The sequence below is a fragment of the Rosenbergiella gaditana genome, from assembly GCF_018494065.1.
Classification (GTDB): domain Bacteria; phylum Pseudomonadota; class Gammaproteobacteria; order Enterobacterales; family Enterobacteriaceae; genus Rosenbergiella; species Rosenbergiella gaditana.
This window is the reverse complement of record NZ_JABBFR010000004.1, coordinates 12,546-32,859: the sequence shown is the minus strand read 5'-3', so window position 1 is coordinate 32,859 and position 20,314 is coordinate 12,546. Positions and strand designations below refer to the sequence as shown.

General features: G+C 45.1%; 21 protein-coding genes and 5 pseudogenes. 23 read left to right on the top strand and 3 right to left on the bottom strand.

Translation table 11 applies throughout. The features are described from left to right. Window positions 1–150: 150 nt before the first annotated feature. From HH682_RS04050 to HH682_RS04010, 10 genes and pseudogenes are all read left to right on the top strand, one after another. Complete coding sequence (locus tag HH682_RS04050) at window positions 151–999, top strand: YPO3983 family protein (RefSeq protein ID WP_214236351.1); 849 nt, start codon at window positions 151–153, stop codon at window positions 997–999. Next, window positions 983–1,462 carry a DUF943 family protein gene (locus HH682_RS04045; RefSeq protein ID WP_214236350.1) on the top strand — a complete coding sequence of 160 codons (480 nt, stop codon included), beginning with the start codon at window positions 983–985 and terminating at the stop codon, window positions 1,460–1,462. The genes HH682_RS04050 and HH682_RS04045 overlap by 17 nt, the downstream gene beginning before the upstream one ends. Window positions 1,463–1,748: 286 nt before the next feature. Further along, complete coding sequence (locus HH682_RS04040) at window positions 1,749–2,591, top strand: YPO3983 family protein (RefSeq protein ID WP_214236349.1); 843 nt, start codon at window positions 1,749–1,751, stop codon at window positions 2,589–2,591. After that, window positions 2,581–3,048, top strand: coding sequence for a DUF943 family protein (locus tag HH682_RS04035; RefSeq protein WP_214236348.1), 468 nt, complete (start codon window positions 2,581–2,583; stop codon window positions 3,046–3,048). Before HH682_RS04040 ends, HH682_RS04035 begins: the two co-directional genes overlap by 11 nt. Next, window positions 3,032–3,280: pseudogene (locus HH682_RS15715) on the top strand (hypothetical protein); the annotation flags it as partial. The gene HH682_RS04035 and the pseudogene HH682_RS15715, both read left to right, overlap by 17 nt. 59 nt (window positions 3,281–3,339) lie before the next feature. Next, a pseudogene (locus tag HH682_RS04030) lies at window positions 3,340–3,828 on the top strand (YPO3983 family protein); the annotation flags it as partial. Beyond that, a complete protein-coding gene (locus HH682_RS04025) occupies window positions 3,818–4,273 on the top strand; it encodes a DUF943 family protein (protein WP_214236346.1) in 456 nt (151 codons plus the stop codon). The pseudogene HH682_RS04030 and the gene HH682_RS04025, both read left to right, overlap by 11 nt. A 12-nt stretch (window positions 4,274–4,285) precedes the next feature. Further along, window positions 4,286–4,528 carry a hypothetical protein gene (locus tag HH682_RS04020; protein WP_214236345.1) on the top strand — a complete coding sequence of 81 codons (243 nt, stop codon included), beginning with the start codon at window positions 4,286–4,288 and terminating at the stop codon, window positions 4,526–4,528. A 137-nt stretch (window positions 4,529–4,665) separates the two neighbouring features. Beyond that, on the top strand, window positions 4,666–5,508 hold the full coding sequence (locus HH682_RS04015) for a YPO3983 family protein (protein ID WP_214236344.1): 843 nt from the start codon (window positions 4,666–4,668) through the stop codon (window positions 5,506–5,508). Continuing rightward, window positions 5,498–5,962: a DUF943 family protein gene (locus tag HH682_RS04010; RefSeq protein ID WP_214236343.1), complete on the top strand. Its 465-nt coding sequence runs from the start codon at window positions 5,498–5,500 to the stop codon at window positions 5,960–5,962. The genes HH682_RS04015 and HH682_RS04010 overlap by 11 nt, the downstream gene beginning before the upstream one ends. Before the next feature lie 82 nt (window positions 5,963–6,044). Here HH682_RS04010 and HH682_RS04005 read toward each other — a convergent pair. Further along, a pseudogene (locus HH682_RS04005) lies at window positions 6,045–6,173 on the bottom strand (IS3 family transposase); the annotation flags it as partial. 178 nt (window positions 6,174–6,351) lie between these two features. Between HH682_RS04005 and HH682_RS04000 the strand changes: the two are divergent. The 8 genes and pseudogenes from HH682_RS04000 (at window position 6,352) to HH682_RS03965 (ending at window position 13,759) form a co-directional block, all read left to right on the top strand. Further along, window positions 6,352–6,621, top strand: coding sequence for a type II toxin-antitoxin system Phd/YefM family antitoxin (locus HH682_RS04000; RefSeq protein ID WP_214236342.1), 270 nt, complete (start codon window positions 6,352–6,354; stop codon window positions 6,619–6,621). Window positions 6,622–6,623: 2 nt separating this feature from the next. Beyond that, a complete protein-coding gene (locus HH682_RS03995) occupies window positions 6,624–6,917 on the top strand; it encodes a type II toxin-antitoxin system RelE/ParE family toxin (RefSeq protein WP_214236341.1) in 294 nt (97 codons plus the stop codon). A gap of 35 nt (window positions 6,918–6,952) precedes the next feature. Beyond that, complete coding sequence (locus HH682_RS03990; protein WP_214236340.1) at window positions 6,953–7,369, top strand: EVE domain-containing protein; 417 nt, start codon at window positions 6,953–6,955, stop codon at window positions 7,367–7,369. A 529-nt stretch (window positions 7,370–7,898) separates the two neighbouring features. Further along, on the top strand, window positions 7,899–8,714 hold the full coding sequence (locus HH682_RS03985; RefSeq protein ID WP_214236339.1) for a DUF3289 family protein: 816 nt from the start codon (window positions 7,899–7,901) through the stop codon (window positions 8,712–8,714). Next, complete coding sequence (locus HH682_RS03980) at window positions 8,711–9,190, top strand: DUF943 family protein (RefSeq protein ID WP_214236338.1); 480 nt, start codon at window positions 8,711–8,713, stop codon at window positions 9,188–9,190. The genes HH682_RS03985 and HH682_RS03980 overlap by 4 nt, the downstream gene beginning before the upstream one ends. Before the next feature lie 139 nt (window positions 9,191–9,329). Further along, window positions 9,330–9,577 (top strand): annotated as a pseudogene (locus HH682_RS03975) (DUF3289 family protein); the annotation flags it as partial. A gap of 9 nt (window positions 9,578–9,586) precedes the next feature. Continuing rightward, window positions 9,587–10,057, top strand: a pseudogene (locus HH682_RS15710) (DUF943 family protein). Between the two features lie 393 nt (window positions 10,058–10,450). Then, a complete protein-coding gene (locus HH682_RS03965; RefSeq protein ID WP_214236337.1) occupies window positions 10,451–13,759 on the top strand; it encodes an autotransporter outer membrane beta-barrel domain-containing protein in 3,309 nt (1,102 codons plus the stop codon). Window positions 13,760–13,931: 172 nt separating this feature from the next. Here the strand turns inward: HH682_RS03965 and HH682_RS03960 are convergent, their stop codons facing one another. Next, a complete protein-coding gene (locus HH682_RS03960) occupies window positions 13,932–14,690 on the bottom strand; it encodes an alpha/beta fold hydrolase (RefSeq protein WP_214236336.1) in 759 nt (252 codons plus the stop codon). A gap of 262 nt (window positions 14,691–14,952) precedes the next feature. On the opposite strand from HH682_RS03960, the gene HH682_RS03955 reads away from it, so the two are divergent. The 5 genes from HH682_RS03955 (at window position 14,953) to tauD (ending at window position 18,852) form a co-directional block, all read left to right on the top strand. Continuing rightward, complete coding sequence (locus HH682_RS03955) at window positions 14,953–15,327, top strand: RcnB family protein (protein WP_214236335.1); 375 nt, start codon at window positions 14,953–14,955, stop codon at window positions 15,325–15,327. A 121-nt stretch (window positions 15,328–15,448) separates the two neighbouring features. After that, window positions 15,449–16,438 carry a taurine ABC transporter substrate-binding protein gene (gene tauA / locus HH682_RS03950; RefSeq protein WP_420826180.1) on the top strand — a complete coding sequence of 330 codons (990 nt, stop codon included), beginning with the start codon at window positions 15,449–15,451 and terminating at the stop codon, window positions 16,436–16,438. Beyond that, entirely contained in the window at window positions 16,435–17,208 is a 774-nt protein-coding gene (locus HH682_RS03945; RefSeq protein ID WP_214236333.1) for an ATP-binding cassette domain-containing protein, read from the top strand. Before tauA ends, HH682_RS03945 begins: the two co-directional genes overlap by 4 nt. Then, a complete protein-coding gene (locus tag HH682_RS03940; protein WP_214236332.1) occupies window positions 17,205–18,023 on the top strand; it encodes an ABC transporter permease subunit in 819 nt (272 codons plus the stop codon). Before HH682_RS03945 ends, HH682_RS03940 begins: the two co-directional genes overlap by 4 nt. Further along, window positions 18,013–18,852 carry a taurine dioxygenase gene (gene tauD / locus HH682_RS03935; protein WP_214236331.1) on the top strand — a complete coding sequence of 280 codons (840 nt, stop codon included), beginning with the start codon at window positions 18,013–18,015 and terminating at the stop codon, window positions 18,850–18,852. Before HH682_RS03940 ends, tauD begins: the two co-directional genes overlap by 11 nt. 37 nt (window positions 18,853–18,889) lie before the next feature. Here tauD and HH682_RS03930 read toward each other — a convergent pair whose 3' ends face one another. Beyond that, window positions 18,890–20,029: a porin gene (locus tag HH682_RS03930; RefSeq protein WP_214236330.1), complete on the bottom strand. Its 1,140-nt coding sequence runs from the start codon at window positions 20,027–20,029 to the stop codon at window positions 18,890–18,892. Between the last annotated feature and the right edge of the window lie 285 nt (window positions 20,030–20,314).

The window sequence follows — 20,314 nt, the reverse complement described above, 5'->3', positions numbered from 1 at the left end:
CGGATAGAAAAGCGGCAACGCCTATCCCCCCTACCCGTAATCGGTATAAAATGACGGGCAGAGGCTATACGGCGTTTACACTCCCGCCAGTCACCGCGTATTATTTGCTGTGAAGACCACAACGGACGATTACACAAGGAATGTATACTTATGTCCGCACTACATTTTCCCTGCACGATATTCAAAACCCAAAACCGGATGGACGATTACGGCGCTAAAGATATGCGCTGTGGCGATCTGACCGAAGCACAGTTAAAAACACTGTTTCATCTGCCGGATGTATCCACCAGAACCAACCCTTACACCCTGACGAAAATTACTCCATTCACTCAGCCACAGTCTATGTTTTATGGCTCCCGTGGAGAAGGGGAAAAGATCACTCGGCAGCAATGCGCCAGTATCTTGTTTGATGAATTCCGCGATTTATCGCGCCTGTTCTCGATTTATGGCCCGTACAAACATCTGATCGAAAAGATGATCACACATATGCAGAACGACAACGGTACGCCGTTTCGGGATATGCTGCTGGATAGTGCTTTGAAGGAGCAAATTCTCAATGACAGGACTGAGAACAGTACGTTGTCAAAAATAAAAAATGCTTTAATCGAGAATATTGATTGGATAAACAATACCTATCCAACAGATAACAAAGGGAAAATAAGAGGGGCGATACTTGATGGTAAATTGCCTAAATTCGACCGATTTCAGGATAATATTAACGGGATGGGTATTACAGTTCACGATACATGGGCAACCCACATCATCTTAAAATCACTGCATATTAGCAACGATAGCTATCGGGCAGTGGTAAATTACAAAGTACAGGATCACTTCGGCTTAGATGTTGAGGATATTGCCAAGCTAAAATATAACGTCTTTCGTTTTTTCCGTATCTGGTTTGTGTTGCAACGGTGCAATACGTTTGCTTTTAAACCCTTTATGACCAATATGGAAGCCACCGTAGAAATTACAGGAAACCGTAATGACAGCAAAAAGTAAAAAAACGTTTTACGCGCTGCTATTAGTTGCGCTGGGAATTTTAGGTTATTGCTTTTGGTTGTCGCTGCGTCCGATTGATATTGTTGCAGTTCATCATAGAGAGTATGGATTCAGTTCTATTTTAGTAAGAAACTTCCCTTTTACCGATAAAGGTAAAATCGGTTGGTGGCTAAAAAACAAGGATATGTTGAAAAGAAAATATGATATTCCTAAACCTGAGAAAGATGGTTCTTTTACTATTACTTTCTGGCTATTTGGTGAGGGATATAAAGAAACTGATGGTTATGACAGGCTATGCTTTAATGATATACGGCCACCGCTAAACTGTATTGATAAAGATGCTGTTTTCTCTATCAGTAACAGCAAGAATTTGGGTACGATCTTTACAACATATGATGGAAAATATCAGCTACAAAAAAACGGCGATATAGTTAAGTTTACAGATGAATTCGAGTTTAAATAACCCCCCAGCCCGTAATGTAGTAAAATCCCAACAGGCTATCTCGACGGAGAGAAAAGCGGCAACGGCTTACCGCCTGCCTCAACCCCTTTCAGTAAGGCGATTGCGTGGATGGCGAACGCACTTGCTAATGCTCTAGGCGTTAACGTTGCCACTAATGACTGCCAGACCTACCCGTAATCGGTAAAAATGACGGGCAGAGGCTATACGGCGTTTACACTCCCGCCAGTCACCGCGTATTATTTGCTATGAAGACCACAACGGACGATTACACAAGGAATGTATACTTATGTCCGCACTACATTTTCCCTGCACGATATTCAAAACCCAAAACCGAATGGACGACTACAGCGCTAAAGATATGCGCTGCGGCGATTTATCAGAATCACAGTTAAAAACGCATTTTCATTTGCTGGATGTTTCCACCAGAGCCAACCCTTACACCCTGACGAGAATTACTCCATTCACTCAGCCACAGTCTATGTTTTATGGCTCCCGTGGAGAAGGGGAAAAGATCACTCGGCAGCAATGCGCCAGTATCTTGTTTGATGAATTCCGCGATTTATCGCGCCTGTTCTCGATTTATGGCCCGTACAAACATCTGATCGAAAAGATGATCACCCATATGCAGAACGGCAACAGTACACCCTTCCGTGATGTGTCTCTGGATAGGGCATTGAAAGAGCAGATTCTTAATGACAAAACTGAAATCAGTACATTACTGCGAATAAAAGAGGTAATTAAAAACTATATTGATTGGGGAACAAACACCTATCCATTAGAAAAGAAAGACGAATTACGTAAAGCGATATCTGGTGGCAAACTACCTAAATTTGACAGGTTCCAGGATAATTATAACGGCATGGGCATTACCGTTCATGACACTTGGGCAACGCATATCACAATTAAATCACTGTATATTGAAAATGACCGATACAGGGTAGTGGTGCATTACAAAATTCAGGATCATTTTGGTCTGGATAGTGATGATATTCTGAATACAAAATTCAGCCAGTTCCATTTCTTTCGTATCTGGTTTGTTCTACAGCGCTACAATCAGTTTGGCTTCAAGCCCTTTATGACCAATATGGAAGCCACTGTAGAGATTACCGGGGGCCGTAGTGAAAGCTAACCTGAGAAAAACTCTGTTGGTTCTTGTTGTCGCTGGCGGTGCGATAATGGGCTATTTTTTGTGGCTGACCACTCGCCCGGTAGAAATTATTGCGGTTCATGAGGACGGTAACTACTGCTCTGTTTTAGTAAAAAACTTCCCTATTACGGACAAAGGTAAAATAGACTGGTGGTTGAGAAATAAAGACATACTCAAAAGCCGCTATGATATTCCAAAACCCGCTACCTATGGCGGATATGATGTTACTTTTTGGAAATTTGGTGATGGATATAAAGAAGACAAATACGACAGACTATGTTTCGATGATATGAAAACAAAAATGAACTGCATCGATAAAGAACCAATATTTACTATCAAACGATTTAACTATGAAAGAGAGATATTTATCACTTATGAAGGGCGCTATAAATTGAAAGATAACGGTAAAATAATAAAACTTAAAGGAGGAGGCCCTTAAACGCTGGGACTACTATGGTAAAATCGGTAATTGGAAGAATGAGACGTTTCAGCCTCTGCTGTTCCCTGATCCGGAAAAGTTCCCGCACTCTCGCCCCCGTAAAGGAGTGTTACTGCCGTTTATGCGAACGGTAGTCACCTATAACGATTTTTTGTCCGGAAACGTGATTCTGCCGCGGCATGATGGGACGATTGTGATACTTGGTACTAGCAATGGCAGGATGGGATTATGAGGAAAACTATCGTCGCCCTAATTAGTGTGGTTGGCGAACGTACTTGCTAATGCTCTAGGCCCTTCCGTGATGTGTCTCTGGATAGGGCATTGAAAGAGCAGATTATCAGGGATACATCCAGCGAAAACAGCTCGCGTCTTTTATTAAAGAAAGCATTTAAAGATAATATAAACTGGGAAAACAATACCTATCCAGCAGAAATGAAGGATGAATTACGCAAAGCAATAGCATTCGGGAAACTCCCAAAATTTGACCGCTTCCGGGATAACTTTAACGGCATGGGCATCACCGTTCATGATACCTGGGCAACACATATCACGATTAAATCGTTAAATATTGATAATGACCGCTACCGGGCGGTGGTGCATTACCAGGTACAGGATCACTTTGGCCTTGATAGTGACGATATACTGAAAACAAAATTTAATCAGTTCCATTTCTTCCGCATCTGGTTTGTACTCCAGCGCTACAATCAGTTTGGCTTTAAACCATTTATGACCAATATGGAAGCCACTGTAGAGATTACCGGGGGCCGTTATGAAATCTAAAAATAAAAAAGTTATTTGTGCGTTATTACTGGTTATCTGCGCCCTGCTGAGTTACTTCCTCTGGTTGTCGTTACGTCCCGTGGAGATCATAGCTATTCACCAAAGACGTAACTATAGCGATGTTTTGGTGAAAAATTTCCCATTAACCGAACAGGGGAAAATCAATTGGTGGTTGAAAAACAAGAAAATGCTCAAGGACATGTATAACATCCCCAAACCTGCCCAAGATGGTTTTTTTACCGTCATTTTTTGGTATTTTGGTGAGGGATATAAAGAAACTGATGGGTATGACAGACTCTGTTTTGATGATATGAAACCACCAATAAATTGCATTGATAAAGATTCGCTCATTATGGTGAACAACAGTAAGAATACGGGGCTTTATTTCATTTTAGATAGTGGAACATATCATATAAATGACAGCGGTAAGATGGTAAAAAAATAAGTCAGATTAAGTTTGTCGCCCTCGCGTACGTTGCTGGTCTGGAGTTATGGCTATGGCAGAGGGCTTAATCCGATTACTTCCATGACCTGCAACGCTATCAGCAATTCATCCCGCCAAGTTTCGCAGCGTACAGACGTGCGGATTGACAATATCGAGATCCAGACACAGGCGACCGATGCGAAAGGCATTGCACAGGAGATCCCCGGCAGTCTGAAAGATGCCACATGGCATTTTGACGATGGACCAAAGGCTTAAAGCATCCACTATGCCCCCTGCCCGGAATCTGCAAAAAATTACGGGCGGGGGCTGTACAACGTTTACACTCTGACCTTTCACCGCGTATTATTCCCTGTGAAGACCTCCACGGACAATTACACAAGGAATGTTTCACAATGACCGCACTACAGCTCCCCTACACCATATTTAAAACCCAAAAACGGATGGACGACTACGGCGCGAGTGATATGCGCTGCGGCGATCTGACCGAAGCGCAGTTAAAAACACATTTTCATTTGCTGGATGTTTCCACCAGAGCCAACCCTTACACCCTGACGAGAATTACTCCATTCACTCAGCCACAGTCAATGTTTCATGGCTCTCGTGGAGAAGGGGAAAAGATCACCCAGCGGCAATGCGCCAATATCTTGTTTGATGAGTTCCGCGATTTATCGCGCCTGTTCTCGATGTATGGCCCGTACAAACACCTGATCGAAAAGATGATTACTCACATGCAGAACGGCAACGGTACACCCTTCCGTGATGTGTCTCTGGACCAGGCCTTGAAAGAACATATTCTTAATGACAAGACGAGAAACAGTACCCGCCTTTGGTTAAAAGATGTATTTAAAAACCGCATTGACTGGAAAAATCAATACTTCCCAGCAGATAAAAAAGATAAGCTGAGAATGGCGATCATGAAAGGAAAACTGCCAAAATTCGACAGACTCCAGGATAACTTTAACGGCATGGGAATAACCGTTCATGATACCTGGGCAACGCATATCACGATAAAATCGCTAAATATTGATAATGACCACTACCGGGCAGTAATGCATTACAAGGTACAGGATCACTTTGGTCTTGATGTTGACGATATTTCAAAATTCAAGTTCAACCAGTTCCGCTTTTTCCGTATCTGGTTTGTGCTCCAGCGATATAATCAGTTTGGATTTAAACCATTTATGACGAATATGGAATCCACTATCGAGATTACTGGTGGGCGCAATGAAATATAAAAATAAAAAACTCTTTGGCCTGTTTTTATTCGCTGGGTGCGTGCTGCTCAGTTATTGGCTTTGGCTATCACTGCGCCCGGTAGAGATTGTCGCCATTCACCAGGAAAATAATTATAGTGATATTTTGGTTAAAAACTTCCCTTTTACCGATAAAGGGAAAATAGACTGGTGGCTGAAAAATAAGGATATGTTTAAGGAAAAATATGGCATTCCTAAACCAGATTCAGATGGTTCTTTTACAGTCAGCTTTTGGGATTTTGGCGATGGATACGTAGAAACTGATGGTTATGACAGGCTATGTTTTAGTGATATGGAACCACCACTACATTGTATTAATAAAAACTCCCTTATGTTTGTTAAGAACGGTAAAAATACGGGAATGTCTTTTTGGGTCGATGGCGGAATATATCGAGTTAAAGAAAACGGTAAGATGGTAAAAAGCGATTATGATTAACCGTATCGCGTCGTTTTCGCCAGTACCGGTAACTGCTGCGTTGTATTCCCAGAGCGGAACACCGGCTGATGTCCACTTCCCATTATTTGAGACACACCTGATTAGAGTTTTCTAGCTGTTTCCGGTATATCTCAGGGGGAAGATGCCCCAGACTTTCATGTGACCGATTCAGATTATAATCTTGCTGCCAGAACCAAGCCATTTCTTTTACACACCAAGCATATTACCCAGGGCGGGCAGGTATTCAGCTAGCCCTGCTCTGTTACGCCTTGATCCTTTTTCCTACTTTACGGATCATTCTGGATCTTGTTAGCTTTGCCTGATACTGGTGATTGGCTATCTTTCTGGCTATAATGACTATTCGAGCCATTTTAGACGGAAGGTGATTTATGGAAGTAATTCCCGCTCAACTAGCTAAAAATCAGTTCGGTGATCTGCTTATGAAAGTTCAGCGTGAGCCGGTAGAGATTAGTAAGCATGGTAAGCGTGTGGCGGTGGTCATTTCTCCTGAAGAGTATGATCAGTTTGCACAGCTTAAGTTACAGAGTTTAAAAGCCATTTTGGCTGAATCTATTGCACAAGCTGATCGTGGAGAGCTGCACAGTATTGATGATGTGTTTGCTCCCTTTACGGTCGATGAACTTGAAGGTAAAGCTTAGGGATGAGCGTTAAATTTACCAAGAAGGCCAGGGAGCATATTCGCGCCATAAAACTGTATTCCTTACGCCGGTGGGGAGTTAGCGTAGTAGAGGCTTACGCTAATTCCTTGCGTGTGACTATGACAGATATTCTTGATCGGCACCCATCCCCCGGACGTGATCGTAGTGAGGATCTTCATTTTGGTGTGCGGAGTTTCCCTGTTGAGAGCCATATTATCTATTACCGCGAGGTTCCAGATGGTATTGAGGTGTTGGCTGTATTACACCAGACACAAGATCCACATAACCACCTGTAATTGGGCTTCAAACCCCTTAAAGGAGAAGAAGGTGCATGAAACATTGGATAGCGGTTATCTCGCGGGCTCATGCCCGCATTGCTGCCGATTTTGAATTCCTTCAGGTTTGCCACGGAAAAGCAGGTCCTTTGCGCCAAACGAGAGCCGGGGATGAAGTTTTTATTTATTGCCCTCGTAGTGAAATCAATGCGGGGGAAATCCTAAAAACGGTCGAGTTCCAGTGCGTATTTAATAATGATGATGTATATCAGGTTGAGCAGTTCCCCGGTTTCAAACCGTTTCGTAAGGATGTGACTTTCAATAGAAAGTTTCAGCCAGTCGTATTGAAAGAAGTGATTGGACTTGAACTCACCGCAAACCCTCATTGGGGGATGCTGGCCCGCAGAGGTTTCTTTGAGATCAGTGAGCATGATGCTGAATTACTCAGATTAGGCATGAGGGGATTGGGATGAGTCGGTTTTCGACCATTATTGTGGTGTTTGACAACGTCACCTAGGAGGATTTTTTTCGCCGCCTCGAATGGTCGCATCTTGTAAAAGCCTGGTCAAAAACTATCGCCTGGCATCAGCTCTCTGTGAACAAGGTTTTGCTTGAACTGGACGGACTGGACGGTATCGATAATTTGACCATTACCCATAGGCGAAGGGGCAACCGTATAAACCCTCAGGCCTTGACCTGAACTAAGATAGTCGCTGAAATCGCCCCTTAAGCCACGGAGCGTCCAAACCAACTTCTGTGTGTAGGTTATGTAAAACTATGCGGGGATGATGATTTACCAACTTGGCGTTTTGAGAAAAAAAATGAGATTCACTTTCCATTTCAAGCCGTTTAGAATTTAACGAAGGTGCTAAATGTTATGAAGCACTAATTTATGAATTAGTCTGTAATAACAAGGAGATAAGTTTACAGACATGACGATATTTAAAGATTTGGACCTACTTTTACAAGAATGAATTCAATTAATATAATAAGGAAGTTATTATGTCAGCCTTGATGTTCCCAGCCACACTTTACCAGACTAAACATCAGTTCAATGACCGCAGCTCTGACGATATGCAATGTGGCGACCTTACTGAAAAACAACTTAGAAGCGATTTAGGCCTTGATGATGTTTCTGATGTTGTCGATCCGTGGACAGGAGAGGAAGTGTCAATATTTAGTTCATTCCGTAAATCCCAACAAAAATCAAAAACGGAAATTGCTCAAATTCTTTTCGATGAGTTTCTTCGGGTTTCCTTGCCTACATATTACTTAGGGCAACATAATTTATTCAATAATCTTGTAAAGCATTTTTATCATGGCAATGGAAAAAGTTACTCCAGCCCTTTTCTTGATAGTGCATATAAAAGTTTAATATTAAACCAACAATCATCGCCATTATCTTCGCTCAAAATAATCCAGACGATGCTCGACAAGCTTGCCATTGATGTAAAAAATGGCTTATCTGATGCTGACAAAGATTCAATAACTCAAGCAATTGGAAATTCAATACTTCCTAAATTCAACCTATGGGCAGATAGCTTCAATGGATTAGGAATGTCGATACATGACATATATGCTACAAAAATACAGCTCACTAAAATTGATATAACTGAGAGTGGGTATGTAGCAAAAATAACTTTTACAGCACAGGATCATTTTGGTCTCGACATAACTGACATTATGAATATGAAGTTTCACTATTTCAGGGCATTTCGCATCTGGTTTTTGCTCCAAAGATGGGAAAAATTTGCCTTTAAACCTTTTTTTACAAACATGAAAGCCGAATTTGAGATCAGTAGTCGGAGGAATGGATGAGAGTCAGTAAAATTATAATATTTATATTTTCAGCTACTATACTTGCATTTTTTTATTTGATGTTTTTCAACTCTCCTAAGGTCCTTGCCGTTCACGGTTCTGGTTCTAATAAAGAATTTTTAGTTAAAAACATTCCTTTCAGTGATGGTAGTAAAATTAATTGGTGGGATAACAATGGAGCCAAAACCCTTTCATCCCTTGAAACTTACTATGTTTCAATCTGGAATTTTAATGGGAAGTATCAAAAGCTTGCTCCTAAGAATTCAGGTATTTTCCCGGACCATGATACTGGTTATTTACTTTGCTTCGACGACATGAATACAGAAGAAAATTGTATTGATAAGTCTAATGGGATCATGGAAATAACCAAAACAAAGGATGGCTATACCTATTACCGGATCGCAAACGAATCTTACTATCGGAAACCTTCTGGTGAACTTGTCAAAGGTGAAAGATCTAAGACAACCATTCAATGATAGATGTAACCGTAACAGTTGCAAGCTGACCAGCTTGCAACTGTTATAAATAGGCTATCTCGACGGAGAGAAAAGCGGCAACGCCTTACCGCCATGCTTAAATAGCCTATTTCGGTGTCCTGATTTTGTGATCCACTACACCGTCCATGATACCTGGGCAACGCACATCACCATAAAATCGTTACAGGTTGATAATGACCGCTACCGGGCGGTTGTACATTACAAATGTACAAGATCACTTTGGCCTTGATGTTGATCATATTTCAAAATTCAAGTTCCAACCAGTTCCGCTTTTTACGCATCTGGTTTGTGCTACAGCGATATAACCAGTTTGGTTTCAAGCCATTTATGACCAATATGGAAGCAACCGTAGAAATCACTAGGGGGGGTTATCCAATGACAGTAAAAAATAAAAAGATCTTGATTCTGTTTTTCCTGACTGTTTGTGGGTTACTGGATTTAGCTATGTTTACGTCCTGTAGAGATTGTCGCGGTTCATCAGGAAAATAACTATAGCGATGTTTTAGTTAGAAGCTTCCCAGCGACAGATAAGGGAAAAATAAGCTGGTGTCTGGAAAATAAAAATATGCTGAAAGAAAAATATAGCATTCCAAATACCTGACTCAGATGGTTTGTTCACTGTCATTTTTTGGTATTTTGGTGACGGATAAAAAGAAGAATGGAAATATGACAGGCTGTGTTTTGACGAGATGAAACCACCTAAAATTGTATAGAAAAAACAGAGTGTTCTCTGTTAGTGACAGTAAAAACATGGGACTTTCTTTTACTACCCATGATGAAATATATCGCATGATGAAAAACGGGAAGATAGTAAAAGACGTTGAAAGCGGGTCTGATAACGATTAGCTCCCAACGCTGAACATTTCCAATATTCCGGCGCATTAGAATATTCCAGATCCATGCGTCTTAGCCTTGCGATTACCTTCTCACTGAATAGCAGGTCATTGCATGAAGTATCAATAGTTCACCGTTCTCACCCGCGGAAACGACCGCGCCCGATATGTTGCGCACTATCTATTTTGGTGTGCATATCAGCACCTTATGGCGTTATGCAAAGCGCTCTGACTTCCCCAAACCACACAGGCTAACGGATGGCGTATCACAGAGCAAAGTCACCTATTGTTATAAATTAACAGGTCATATCGATAGTTATTATATTTGTTTATAATTTGTTCAGTTCAGGTGTGAGTTTATATCGACGGACCTAGAAAAATTATTTTTTACACAGGGACGGTTGATATGAACAGGTTTTTTATGACGGCTGCATTAACGGGTTTATTAGCCAGCAATCATTCGTATGCTGGAGAAAGCTATCTGGTCTATAACCCTCAAAATATTGCTATATTTCAAGTGCGTTTCTTTAATGTTGGCGACGGCCCCTTTATGCCGCATTGGCCGAGAGCTTATGAGTCAACCTGGGATCTGGGTCAGCACCAGAAAGAAAAAATACTTGATGCCGTGCGTTACTGGGCTGAAGTTATCACCCCCAGACCGGGACAATTGCCCGCCATTATCAATGTCGGTACGTTTGACGTTAATAATGCTGAGGGATCCAGCGACTCAGTAAACAATGGTGTTATCAGTCAGACGCAACTGCAGGGAGCTTTAAACGGCATTGATACCGGAGAGTTGTCCTTCGGTTCCCATGCCCAGTTCATCATGGGCAAACTGGATTTCGACGACGTTCCCTATGTGCCTGCGCAATTGCCGCGCACAGGAAAGGCTGATCTGGTCAGCACCGCTGTTCATGAGCTGGCCCATGGCCTGGGAATATCCAATATGGTTAGCCTTCTGCAAGAAGGTGGCACATTCACGCCCACTTTCGATACTGGGCCTTTTGGCACCTGGACCAGGCATCTGCGCGACGATCATGGCAATCCTGCCCGGCCAGGGCAAGCAATACTGTGTAATGGATACAATAACCCATGGGATCCGCAAGGTTTTGATGTACGGCGCGATAAAGGCTATTTCACCGGCAGGCACGTAGATGAAGTGCTTGCAGGCGCCATGCCTGGCGTGCCCGTGAAAATGTTGGGAGACGACGGTTCGGTCGATGTTAACTACATGAGCCATATCGAGCTGAAAAACAGCATGATGAGCCACCAGAACTACCGTAATTACACAACTTTTATGGAAGCGGAACTGGCGTTGTTGCAGGACATGGGGTATCAGATTGATCGACGTAACTTTTTCGGTTTTTCGCTATATGGCAATGGGCAGACTCTCATTAACCGCAATGGCTATTTTCTGCGTAATCCGCAGGGGGAGGGCTATCTGGCAGGGCAATATAACACCGCAACGCTGGGGGTTGGCCTGCATACGTATGGCAGCAATAACCGTATCTTTCAGCAAGCGGATCTGTTGACACAAGGGACTGGCGGCGCGGGTATCCGTATTGATGGGCAAAATAACACTCTGAGCATCGACCCCGGAACACGGGTCTACGCCGATGGTTTGAATGGCCGCGGGGTGATGTTTGCCTACGGTAAACAGCATAACCTTATTCAACGCGGCGACGTTCAGGCACTGGGAGTCAATGGTGTTGCGATCAGTTTTGATTTTGGCAATAACCTCCTGGGTAACGAAGACGACTATCGTGGATCCTGGATCCGTATGGTGGGCGGGTATAACCACGCATTATTACCCGAGTTGCAGGGAGCTCTGGTAGATAATGCCGACATTAGCGGAAGGGTTGCCGGTAAAGGCGCGGCGATTTATATTTCGCAAAATGCGCTGGTCGGTAATATAAATATATTACATGGCGCCCGGCTGGAAGGTGATATTTACTCGGGCTACGCCCAGCGGGATGCCTACGGCCAACAACGGTTGACGCAGCTTACCTTCGGTCGGAAGGCCAATATGCATGGGCAGGCGACGGATGGTGCTGATTCTAATTTCAGCTTTACTTACCGTGGAAATATTGAAGGTATCAATAATCTAGCACTGAACGCGCTCGGAGGGAAAACCTCGCTTAATGGCGACTTTCAGATTTACAGCATGACTATCGCGCCGGGTGCCATACTCTCCGGCAACGGCAGCTACACCCTGAACGAGGAAGGACGCTTTGTAAATAACGGGATCCTCGCGCCGGGCAATTCACTTGGGCAAATCAATATAACAGGCGCTTATCAACAGGGGGATACCGGACAGCTGCTGTTGGAAGTCGACGGGCGCGGTAGGCATGATACTCTGCAAGTGGGCGGTCACGCACAATTCAACGGTCAACTGACATTTGCGCCACAGCCGGACTGGTATGCGGCAAACTGGCGGCTGGATTCGCAAGATTTGCTCAAAACAGATTCGTACAGCGGCGAATTCAGTGCGGTGAACAGCTTGCTCCGCTCACCCACGCTGGCGCTGCAGGCAACGCCTCAGGGGGAGAATGGCTGGCAGCTCTCGATGCTGCGCGCTGCCAACGCGTACAGCCGGTATGCGCAGGACGATAATGCGCGGCAGGTGGGGCAGGCGCTGGATAAAATTGTGACGGAAGCCAATTCGGATATACAACCGTTGTATCGTACTCTCGATTTCTCAGCCACTGATGGCGGGAGTATCAGCAATGCCTTGCCGCAACTTTCTGCGGAAGCTTACAGCGCCATGGTCGCGAGTTCCCTTCACCGTGAACAGCAGATAACGCGGATCATCGGCGGGCCTAATCCTGTCGTTACGCCGAAACAATTGGCGGAAGGCGAATGGCGCAGCTTTGCCATACCTTTTGGCGGCGGCTTCTGGCAACAGCGCCAGGGGGGGAGTGTCGGGTACGACGCCAGCAGTTATGGCATGGTGTTCGGCGCCGAAAAACAAAACGATCAGGATCGCAACTGGATTTATGGCTTTCATGGTGCGGTCAGCGGCCAATCGGTGACGGTGAAATCACCACAAACCGCGAATGGGAAAACCACTGCTTTCGATCTGGGTATTCATGCTCGTTACGGCGTTGAAAGGTCCGAAGGGATGTATTTATTCGGCAATGGCCGATTCGGCATTGAAAACAGCTGGCTGGATAGAAACATTCATGTAGAAACTTACGGAGCAAGCCACCATGCCACCTGGACTGGATTGTCAGGCTCTATTACGGCCGGCGGGGGCTATCGTTGGGCGCTGAATGATAATGTGAACGCCGGACCGGTCACTTCATTAAATTACACCACATTACATCGCCCTGGCGTGAAGGAAAGCGGCAATGACGGCAGCCGACTGAAGCTAGGTTCGGAGACCTTCGATGCGCTGCGATCGAGTATCGGGGTGAATGGTAACTGGAATTTGCCGCTCGCTTCAGGGGCGTCGATCGCAGTTGAGTTGCAGCTTACCTGGGATCATGAACTGATGGATGGCAATGTAGTGCAACAAGCCTCTTTCGCCCACTATCGCAGCACAGGTTTTAGTTCCAGGAATCAGGTAACTGGCCGTGACACACTGGGGGTTAAGGCTGGAATGAGCTCTAAAATCAACACTGATGTCGAATTGGGCATCGAGATTGAAAGCCAATTGTTTCGTTCTGGCTATGACTCGATCGCAGGTAATCTTTCAGCTACCTGGCGTTTCTGATATCTGAGGATGAGAAAATAATACGGCTGGCCGTAATTAAATCCACCACTTCCCCGGCTTTGCCGGGGAATTCCGAAAGGTTTGTCCTTTAAGGCAGCCGCGCGAATCTGTTTTGTGTTCAAGTAAGTCTTAAAGTTTCTTTGTCCTCTCTCACCGCTAAACCTCTTACTTATCACGAATATTTTTTAATAAACTCCCCAATTATCGTCGCTAGCTTCTCTGTTGCTTCGAGCGGCAGTAAGTGGCCGCAGCCCTCAAGGATCTGATACTCATGGGGTAAAAACTGGTGAAGAGTGGAGGACAGTTGCTGCTCAAGCCGTGGGACATTGTCATCCTCTTCCCCTAAAAGCAACAACGCTGGAAGCGTTACATCATCATAACGATGTGTAAAATCTTCTTGGCTTGCGGTCTTTGCCCAGTAAGGGAAGGCTGCTGGATTCGCCCTCAGCACATCATCAATAGTGCGTTTTAACGCGTCATCAGTGAGCGTTTTCTGATGTGACCCGGCCACAAATTTACTGGCATGTTCTCGCGTTGCCTGCCACTCATATTGCATCGCAAACTGTTGATCGGTCATGGGTTGAGGGCATAAAGGTGAAGGAGCAGTTAATATGATACCAGCCACCTCTTTCGGTGTTTGAAGCGCCATCACGGCAACAAGCTTTCCGGTCATGGAGTGCCCCACTAACCATGGCTGACTCACGCCCAATTCATTCAGCGTTTTCCTGACAGCCTCTGCTTGAACGGAAATGGATGCCGGTGAACATTGAGCCGAGTCACCAAAACCTGGCATATCTAACGAGATACAATAAAAGTGCTGTGATAAGGCTTCCATAACAGGAAGCCAAGTATACACGGACCCGCCAAGATAGTGCATAAAGACCAAGGGGGGATGTTGTGGATTACCTTTTTGAATTGATGTCAATGTCATCCTAACCTCTGTGTAGTGGGTTTCTTTACTGTTAAGCGTAAACCCTCTTTCACTCCCTACCTGATGTTCTTACAACAAAATGTGTCGTTTCTTCTCAACTCCCTAGGAATCGTTAAAATTGACATGCTTTGTCATACTCTTTGTAGTAATCCTAGCAGTTATCCTAAATCGCCTGACACGACATCACCTACACTAGGCAACATCAATTGAAGTTCGGCATCATTGACGTTATCAATCCGCTTGGGATGACTTTGGCGTTATTATGAAATTATTCGCTAACTGGAAAACACTTTCTCTGCTATCGCTTTCAGCATTAATAGTGAGCCAGTCTGTCTTGACCGATGGCCCAGGTAGAGGACCGGATGATCGCTACAACGGAGGCCCTTCTCACGGAGAATATCGTCGTCACGATGACGGCCCACGTCATTTTTCATATCGCGGCCATGATTTTGATCGCGGTCGCCCTGTGCCTGATGCTTTTCGCGGTCCTGATTATCGAGTAGATGATTGGCGCGACCGAGGCCTTCCGTCACCGCCACATGGCCAACATTGGGCCTATGTTGATGGTAACTACTTACTGGTCGCGGCAACGACTGGAATTATCACCTCCATTATTCTTAACAGTATGCACCCATAATTGATCAGCACCTCAAGAACCTTGCCTGAGGTGCTTAAGCTAATTTAGCCCTTTCTATATGCCTAATTTGTAGTTTGGCTGCTTACTTTATTCGATTAGATTTCTAAAAAACGAATAAGGAATATCTATGAAAGGTCTACTCTCGAGTTTACTCATCGCTGCAACACTCCCTCTTACCGCTATCGCTGCCCCTATAGTCATTGGCTACCAAACTGGGGTCGATCCTTCGAAAGTCGCGCAAGCTGATGGGGTCTTTGATAAAGCCATTGGCCAACCCCTAGATTGGCGGCGTTTCAACAGTGGCCCCGACGTTGTGGCAGCGTTAGCATCCGGCTCCATTCAGATCGGTAATTTAGGTTCCAGTCCTTTCGCCGCAGCCACCTCACGAAAACTCCCTATTGTCACTTTTCTGGTGTCGACCCAAATTCACAGTGCTGAAGCCTTAGTCGTACGTAATGCTAGCCATATCAACGATTATCACGACTTAAAAGGAAAAACCTTGGCGACGCCTTTCGTGTCGACCTCTCACTACAGCTTACTCGCGGCGCTGAAGCATTGGGGTCTCAAACCTGGAGACGTGAAGATTGTTAACCTCAATCCTCCTGAGATCGCGGCAGCTTGGAAAAGAGGCGATATTGATGGAGCTTTTGTCTGGTCACCCGCTCTTAGTCAGATTGAAAAAGACGGCAAAGTGCTGACTGACGCAAAACAGGTGGGTGAATGGGGAAATCCTACTTTCGAAGTGTGGGTAGCGCGTAAAGACTTTGCTGAACAACATCCTGAAGTATTAGCAAACTATGCACATGTCGTACTGGATAGTTTGTACCATTATGCCCAACATCCTGAGGACTATAGCGCCACCAGCGAAAACGCGCAAAAAATTGCTAAATTAGTTGGGGTATCCGCACAAGATATTCCAGGATTACTGTCCGGAAGCCTCTACCCGACCTACCCGCAACAACTCAGTCCACAATTTCTTGGTGGAGGAACCGCGACCGCAACCAAGGCGACGGCAAAGTTTTTGGTCGAACAACAACGTATTCCTGCGGTGTTAACTGACTACAGCCCCTTCATCAGCACAAAGTACGTTGAATTGAGCCATAAACCATGAGTCAGTTACAGATAGCTCAAGGAAAGTTAACCTTTAATCATGGCGAAGCACGGCGCCCCATCTTCGATAATATTGATATGTCGCTCAATAAAGGGGAAAGCTTAGTCTTACTGGGGCCTTCTGGCTGCGGTAAATCAACCCTGTTGAACGTTTTTGCCGGCTTCCAAGCCTTAGACCAAGGCCAAGTTATTCTTGATAACCAACCTATCACCGCCCCCTCCGGGCAGCGTGCCGTTGTGTTTCAAGATGATGCGTTATTACCTTGGTTGAATACCGAACATAACGTTGAGATAGGTCTTAAGATCCAAGGTTTCTCAAAAGAGCATCGCCATAAAGTCGCGCATGACTATCTGGAACTGGTGGGGTTAGGTGCCTATGCTAAGCAGCCGATTCAAAAACTTTCCGGTGGGCAACGGCAACGTTTAGGGCTAGCTCGCGCCCTCGCCGTCAAACCTGACTTTCTTCTGCTAGATGAACCTTTTGGCGCACTCGATGCGCTGACTCGCGAAAAAATGCAAGCGCTACTGCTCACCATTTGGAAAGAGACGGAGGTAGGTATTCTGCTGATTACCCATAGTGTTGATGAAGCGCTACTACTAGCAACGGATTTATACCTGCTACAAGGCCCTCCCACTCAGGTAATTGAGCATGTGCAGCCCCCTTTTGCCCATCGTTTCCTCAACGGCGAGACCGTCAGGTCACTAAAAGCAGACACGAGATTCACTGAGGACCGACAATCCTTATTGGACCAATTATTGGAGGTTGCATGAGGTCACTTCGTAGTGCCTCTTATTCTCAACGAGGTAATTGGCAGTTAACTCATCATTTATGGCTTATTTCAAGCTTAACGGTACTCGCGATTGTTGGCGTTTGGTTTGCGGCCTCTCAATTCGGTTGGATAAATAATCTTTTTTTCCCCTCTCCTACTGAGTTATTGCTCGCGTTTAAGCAGTTATGGCAACAAGGCTACCTGGACATAACCTTGGGTCAGCATATTACGGCGAGCCTACTTCGCGTGTTACTCGCATTGGCCATCGCCTTAGTCACCGCAATACCTCTCGGTATTATTATGGGGCTCACCCCGGTGGTTCGCGCAATTTTTACCCCGATCTTAGACTTTTATCGGCCTATTCCCCCACTCGCTTATTTACCCTTAATCGTTATTTGGTTGGGAATTGGTGAAGTTTCTAAAATCTTACTGATTTTTCTCGCGATTTTCGCACCATTGACTATCAGTACAGCAGAGGCCGTGCGTCGTATCGACCCGCATCGAGTCCAAGCGGTGCGCTGCTTAGGCGCGTCGTCTTGTCAGGTGATGCGCTGGGTTATTTTACCCAGTATTATCCCTGAATTACTTACCGGAATTAGAATCGCCTTAGGGGTTGGCTGGTCGACCTTAGTGGCGGCAGAACTCATCGCCGCCAATCGTGGATTAGGGTTTATGGTGCAATCTGCCGCACAGTTTTTATCGACCGATATTGTGGTAGCAGGGATCCTATTGATTGCGATGGTGGCACTGCTCATCGAGTTGCTGCTTAGACAGTTACAGAGAAGATTCGCCCGTTGGAGCCTTTATGACTATTAATGCAACCCCCCTCACCCCTGCGCTTGGCGCTAAAGTCGAGGGCATTGATTTGGCCCGACTGACCGCCGAGAACCAGCTCGATGTGTATTCATTATTACTTCAATACCAAGTGCTTTTCTTTCGTGGTCAACACCTTACCCCCGCCGATCAGGCTAGTCTTGCCGGGCGATTCGGTGACTTACATATCCACCCGATTTATCCAAAAGTCGAGCACCAACCGGAAATATTAATACTGGATACCGCCCTGAATGATTTAAGGGATAACGCTCTTTGGCATACCGATGTGACCTTTATCGAGACTCCCCCATTAGGTTCAATTCTTAATGCCATACAAGTCCCTGAATATGGTGGTGATACGCTGTGGGCCAGTAGCAGTGCGGCCTATGAGGCCCTCTCTCCTCCTATACAACAGCTAATAGACGGTCTTTATGCCGAGCACGATATTCAGCTCTCCTTCCCTGATGAACGTTTTAGCTCGACCGCTAAGGCGCAACAGCAGTTAGCAAAGGCGCGCCAAGATCATCCTCCAGTTGTCCACCCAGTGGTACGAGCGCATCCCGATACTGGCAAAAAGGGACTTTTTGTGACACCTGGCTTTACCCGTCGGATTCTTGGCGTGAGTGCAATGGAAAGCCGCGCATTACTCGATCTACTTTTTACACACAGCACCCGTCCCGAGTATTGTGTGCGTTGGCATTGGCAAGCGAGTGATGTGGTATTTTGGGATAATCGTATTACTCAACATTACGCGTGCGATGACTATCATCCACAACGACGTATTATGCACCGTGCAACGATTTTGGGGGATAAGCCAAAAGGCCCTAAATGAAGAAGCCCCTTCGTTTTTGGAATGAAGGGGCTGGTCATTAGAAGTCGTAGCGTAAGCGTACGAGGTTCATATCACCTTCTTTATCAGTGGTTGACGCAAAGACATGCTCATAGTCGACACGGAAACCGTACTCAGCAAATAACGCAACCCCTACGCCATTGTCGATACGTTTGTAATGACGACCATTGACGTATTCAAGACGGTCACCCATAACATAAGGCATCACCGCTTTAACACCCATTTGCTGAATCGGGAACTTATAGCCCGCAAAGTATTCCACGCCCCAGGCATCACCCGCAAAGTAGTGATTCGCATTTTTAAGCTTGGTCTTCAGGAAGTTTTGGTAGTAACCACCGCCTGCAGCAATCGTCCAGTTACCTGGCGTCCAGCCAAGGGAGGTTCCCACGATATTTTGATTATAATCTTTGCTTTGCCCATGGGCATGGTCATAGACGGTCGCTTTAGTATAGTTCCAAGCCGTTCCCCACGAGAGATCTTTGGTGATGTGGTAATCGACACCTACTGAGCCGCCACCTTTACGTTTGTAGCGCATCTTGTCGCTGGTCAGTAAAGGATCGTCGCCAAATAGATATGAAGCATAGACATCGACATCGCCCACTCGACCTTTATATTTCAGCATTTTACGAGAACGGTATGACCCATCATAATCACCGTTAACGCCGTTACCCGGTGCCTGAGCTAACATATCGTCATCCCAAATATCGGTTTTTGCCCCGACCGCATCGTAATAGACGCTGTTCTGTTGCCCGAAGGTCAGTTGGCCATATTGCTGGCTTTTTAATCCAGTAAACCATTGACGGCGGGTAGTATTGGTCGCGCCGGAGGCGTAATGGTTATCCCAGTTAAACACCTTAGGAATATTAACACCGAGCTCATAGTAGTTAACCCAGTTAATATCTTGAGTCAGTGCGTAATCCACACTGAAACGAAAACGTGTGCCACCATCAAAACCGTTGCGTTTATATGATTTATCTTTGCCACCGGTCTGGTGATTAAACTGAGGACGGATACTTCCCCCCACTTTAACATTTAAGCGGCTGAGTGGGTCACTCGCCTGTGGGTCTTGTTTTAGAAGAGTAATTTCTGCTTGGCTGACAGCGGGAAGTCCCAGTAAACACAACGCCAAGATCGAGGGCGAAAATAAACGCGTTTTCATTAATATAATTATCCTGTAATTAAACACTGCAATAATCGAGCAAGGTAATTATCCTTACGCTTTATGACAAAAATATGAATTTCTTGGAAAAGTGTTAAAAATTAAGCACCAAAATGGTGCGTAATGACCTAATAAGCCTCAGAAAGTAATAAACTGAATCAAAAATTACTTACCGAAAAGTGTTCTTATCCTCGCAATAAGCCTCACCGCCCTGTCTTGCCTTCATTTCGCACGCTGTAATAAGTGGAATAGTTTTTGCTGAGATCAGGAAAAAACAGTGGATGC

What these genes read in the sequence shown, in the direction of transcription:
- HH682_RS03930 (WP_214236330.1), bottom strand. Translation starts at nt 20,029, where the DNA reads ATGAAAACGCGTTTATTTTCGCCCTCGATCTTGGCGTTGTGTTTACTG.
- HH682_RS04025 (WP_214236346.1), top strand. Translation starts at nt 3,818, where the DNA reads ATGAAATCTAAAAATAAAAAAGTTATTTGTGCGTTATTACTGGTTATC.
- HH682_RS03955 (WP_214236335.1), top strand. Translation starts at nt 14,953, where the DNA reads ATGAAATTATTCGCTAACTGGAAAACACTTTCTCTGCTATCGCTTTCA.
- HH682_RS04040 (WP_214236349.1), top strand. Translation starts at nt 1,749, where the DNA reads ATGTCCGCACTACATTTTCCCTGCACGATATTCAAAACCCAAAACCGA.
- HH682_RS04000 (WP_214236342.1), top strand. Translation starts at nt 6,352, where the DNA reads ATGGAAGTAATTCCCGCTCAACTAGCTAAAAATCAGTTCGGTGATCTG.
- HH682_RS04050 (WP_214236351.1), top strand. Translation starts at nt 151, where the DNA reads ATGTCCGCACTACATTTTCCCTGCACGATATTCAAAACCCAAAACCGG.
- HH682_RS04010 (WP_214236343.1), top strand. Translation starts at nt 5,498, where the DNA reads ATGAAATATAAAAATAAAAAACTCTTTGGCCTGTTTTTATTCGCTGGG.
- HH682_RS03990 (WP_214236340.1), top strand. Translation starts at nt 6,953, where the DNA reads ATGAAACATTGGATAGCGGTTATCTCGCGGGCTCATGCCCGCATTGCT.
- HH682_RS03960 (WP_214236336.1), bottom strand. Translation starts at nt 14,690, where the DNA reads ATGACATTGACATCAATTCAAAAAGGTAATCCACAACATCCCCCCTTG.
- HH682_RS04045 (WP_214236350.1), top strand. Translation starts at nt 983, where the DNA reads ATGACAGCAAAAAGTAAAAAAACGTTTTACGCGCTGCTATTAGTTGCG.
- HH682_RS03940 (WP_214236332.1), top strand. Translation starts at nt 17,205, where the DNA reads ATGAGGTCACTTCGTAGTGCCTCTTATTCTCAACGAGGTAATTGGCAG.
- HH682_RS03945 (WP_214236333.1), top strand. Translation starts at nt 16,435, where the DNA reads ATGAGTCAGTTACAGATAGCTCAAGGAAAGTTAACCTTTAATCATGGC.
- HH682_RS04015 (WP_214236344.1), top strand. Translation starts at nt 4,666, where the DNA reads ATGACCGCACTACAGCTCCCCTACACCATATTTAAAACCCAAAAACGG.
- HH682_RS03965 (WP_214236337.1), top strand. Translation starts at nt 10,451, where the DNA reads ATGAACAGGTTTTTTATGACGGCTGCATTAACGGGTTTATTAGCCAGC.
- tauD (WP_214236331.1), top strand. Translation starts at nt 18,013, where the DNA reads ATGACTATTAATGCAACCCCCCTCACCCCTGCGCTTGGCGCTAAAGTC.
- HH682_RS03985 (WP_214236339.1), top strand. Translation starts at nt 7,899, where the DNA reads ATGTCAGCCTTGATGTTCCCAGCCACACTTTACCAGACTAAACATCAG.
- HH682_RS03980 (WP_214236338.1), top strand. Translation starts at nt 8,711, where the DNA reads ATGAGAGTCAGTAAAATTATAATATTTATATTTTCAGCTACTATACTT.
- HH682_RS03995 (WP_214236341.1), top strand. Translation starts at nt 6,624, where the DNA reads ATGAGCGTTAAATTTACCAAGAAGGCCAGGGAGCATATTCGCGCCATA.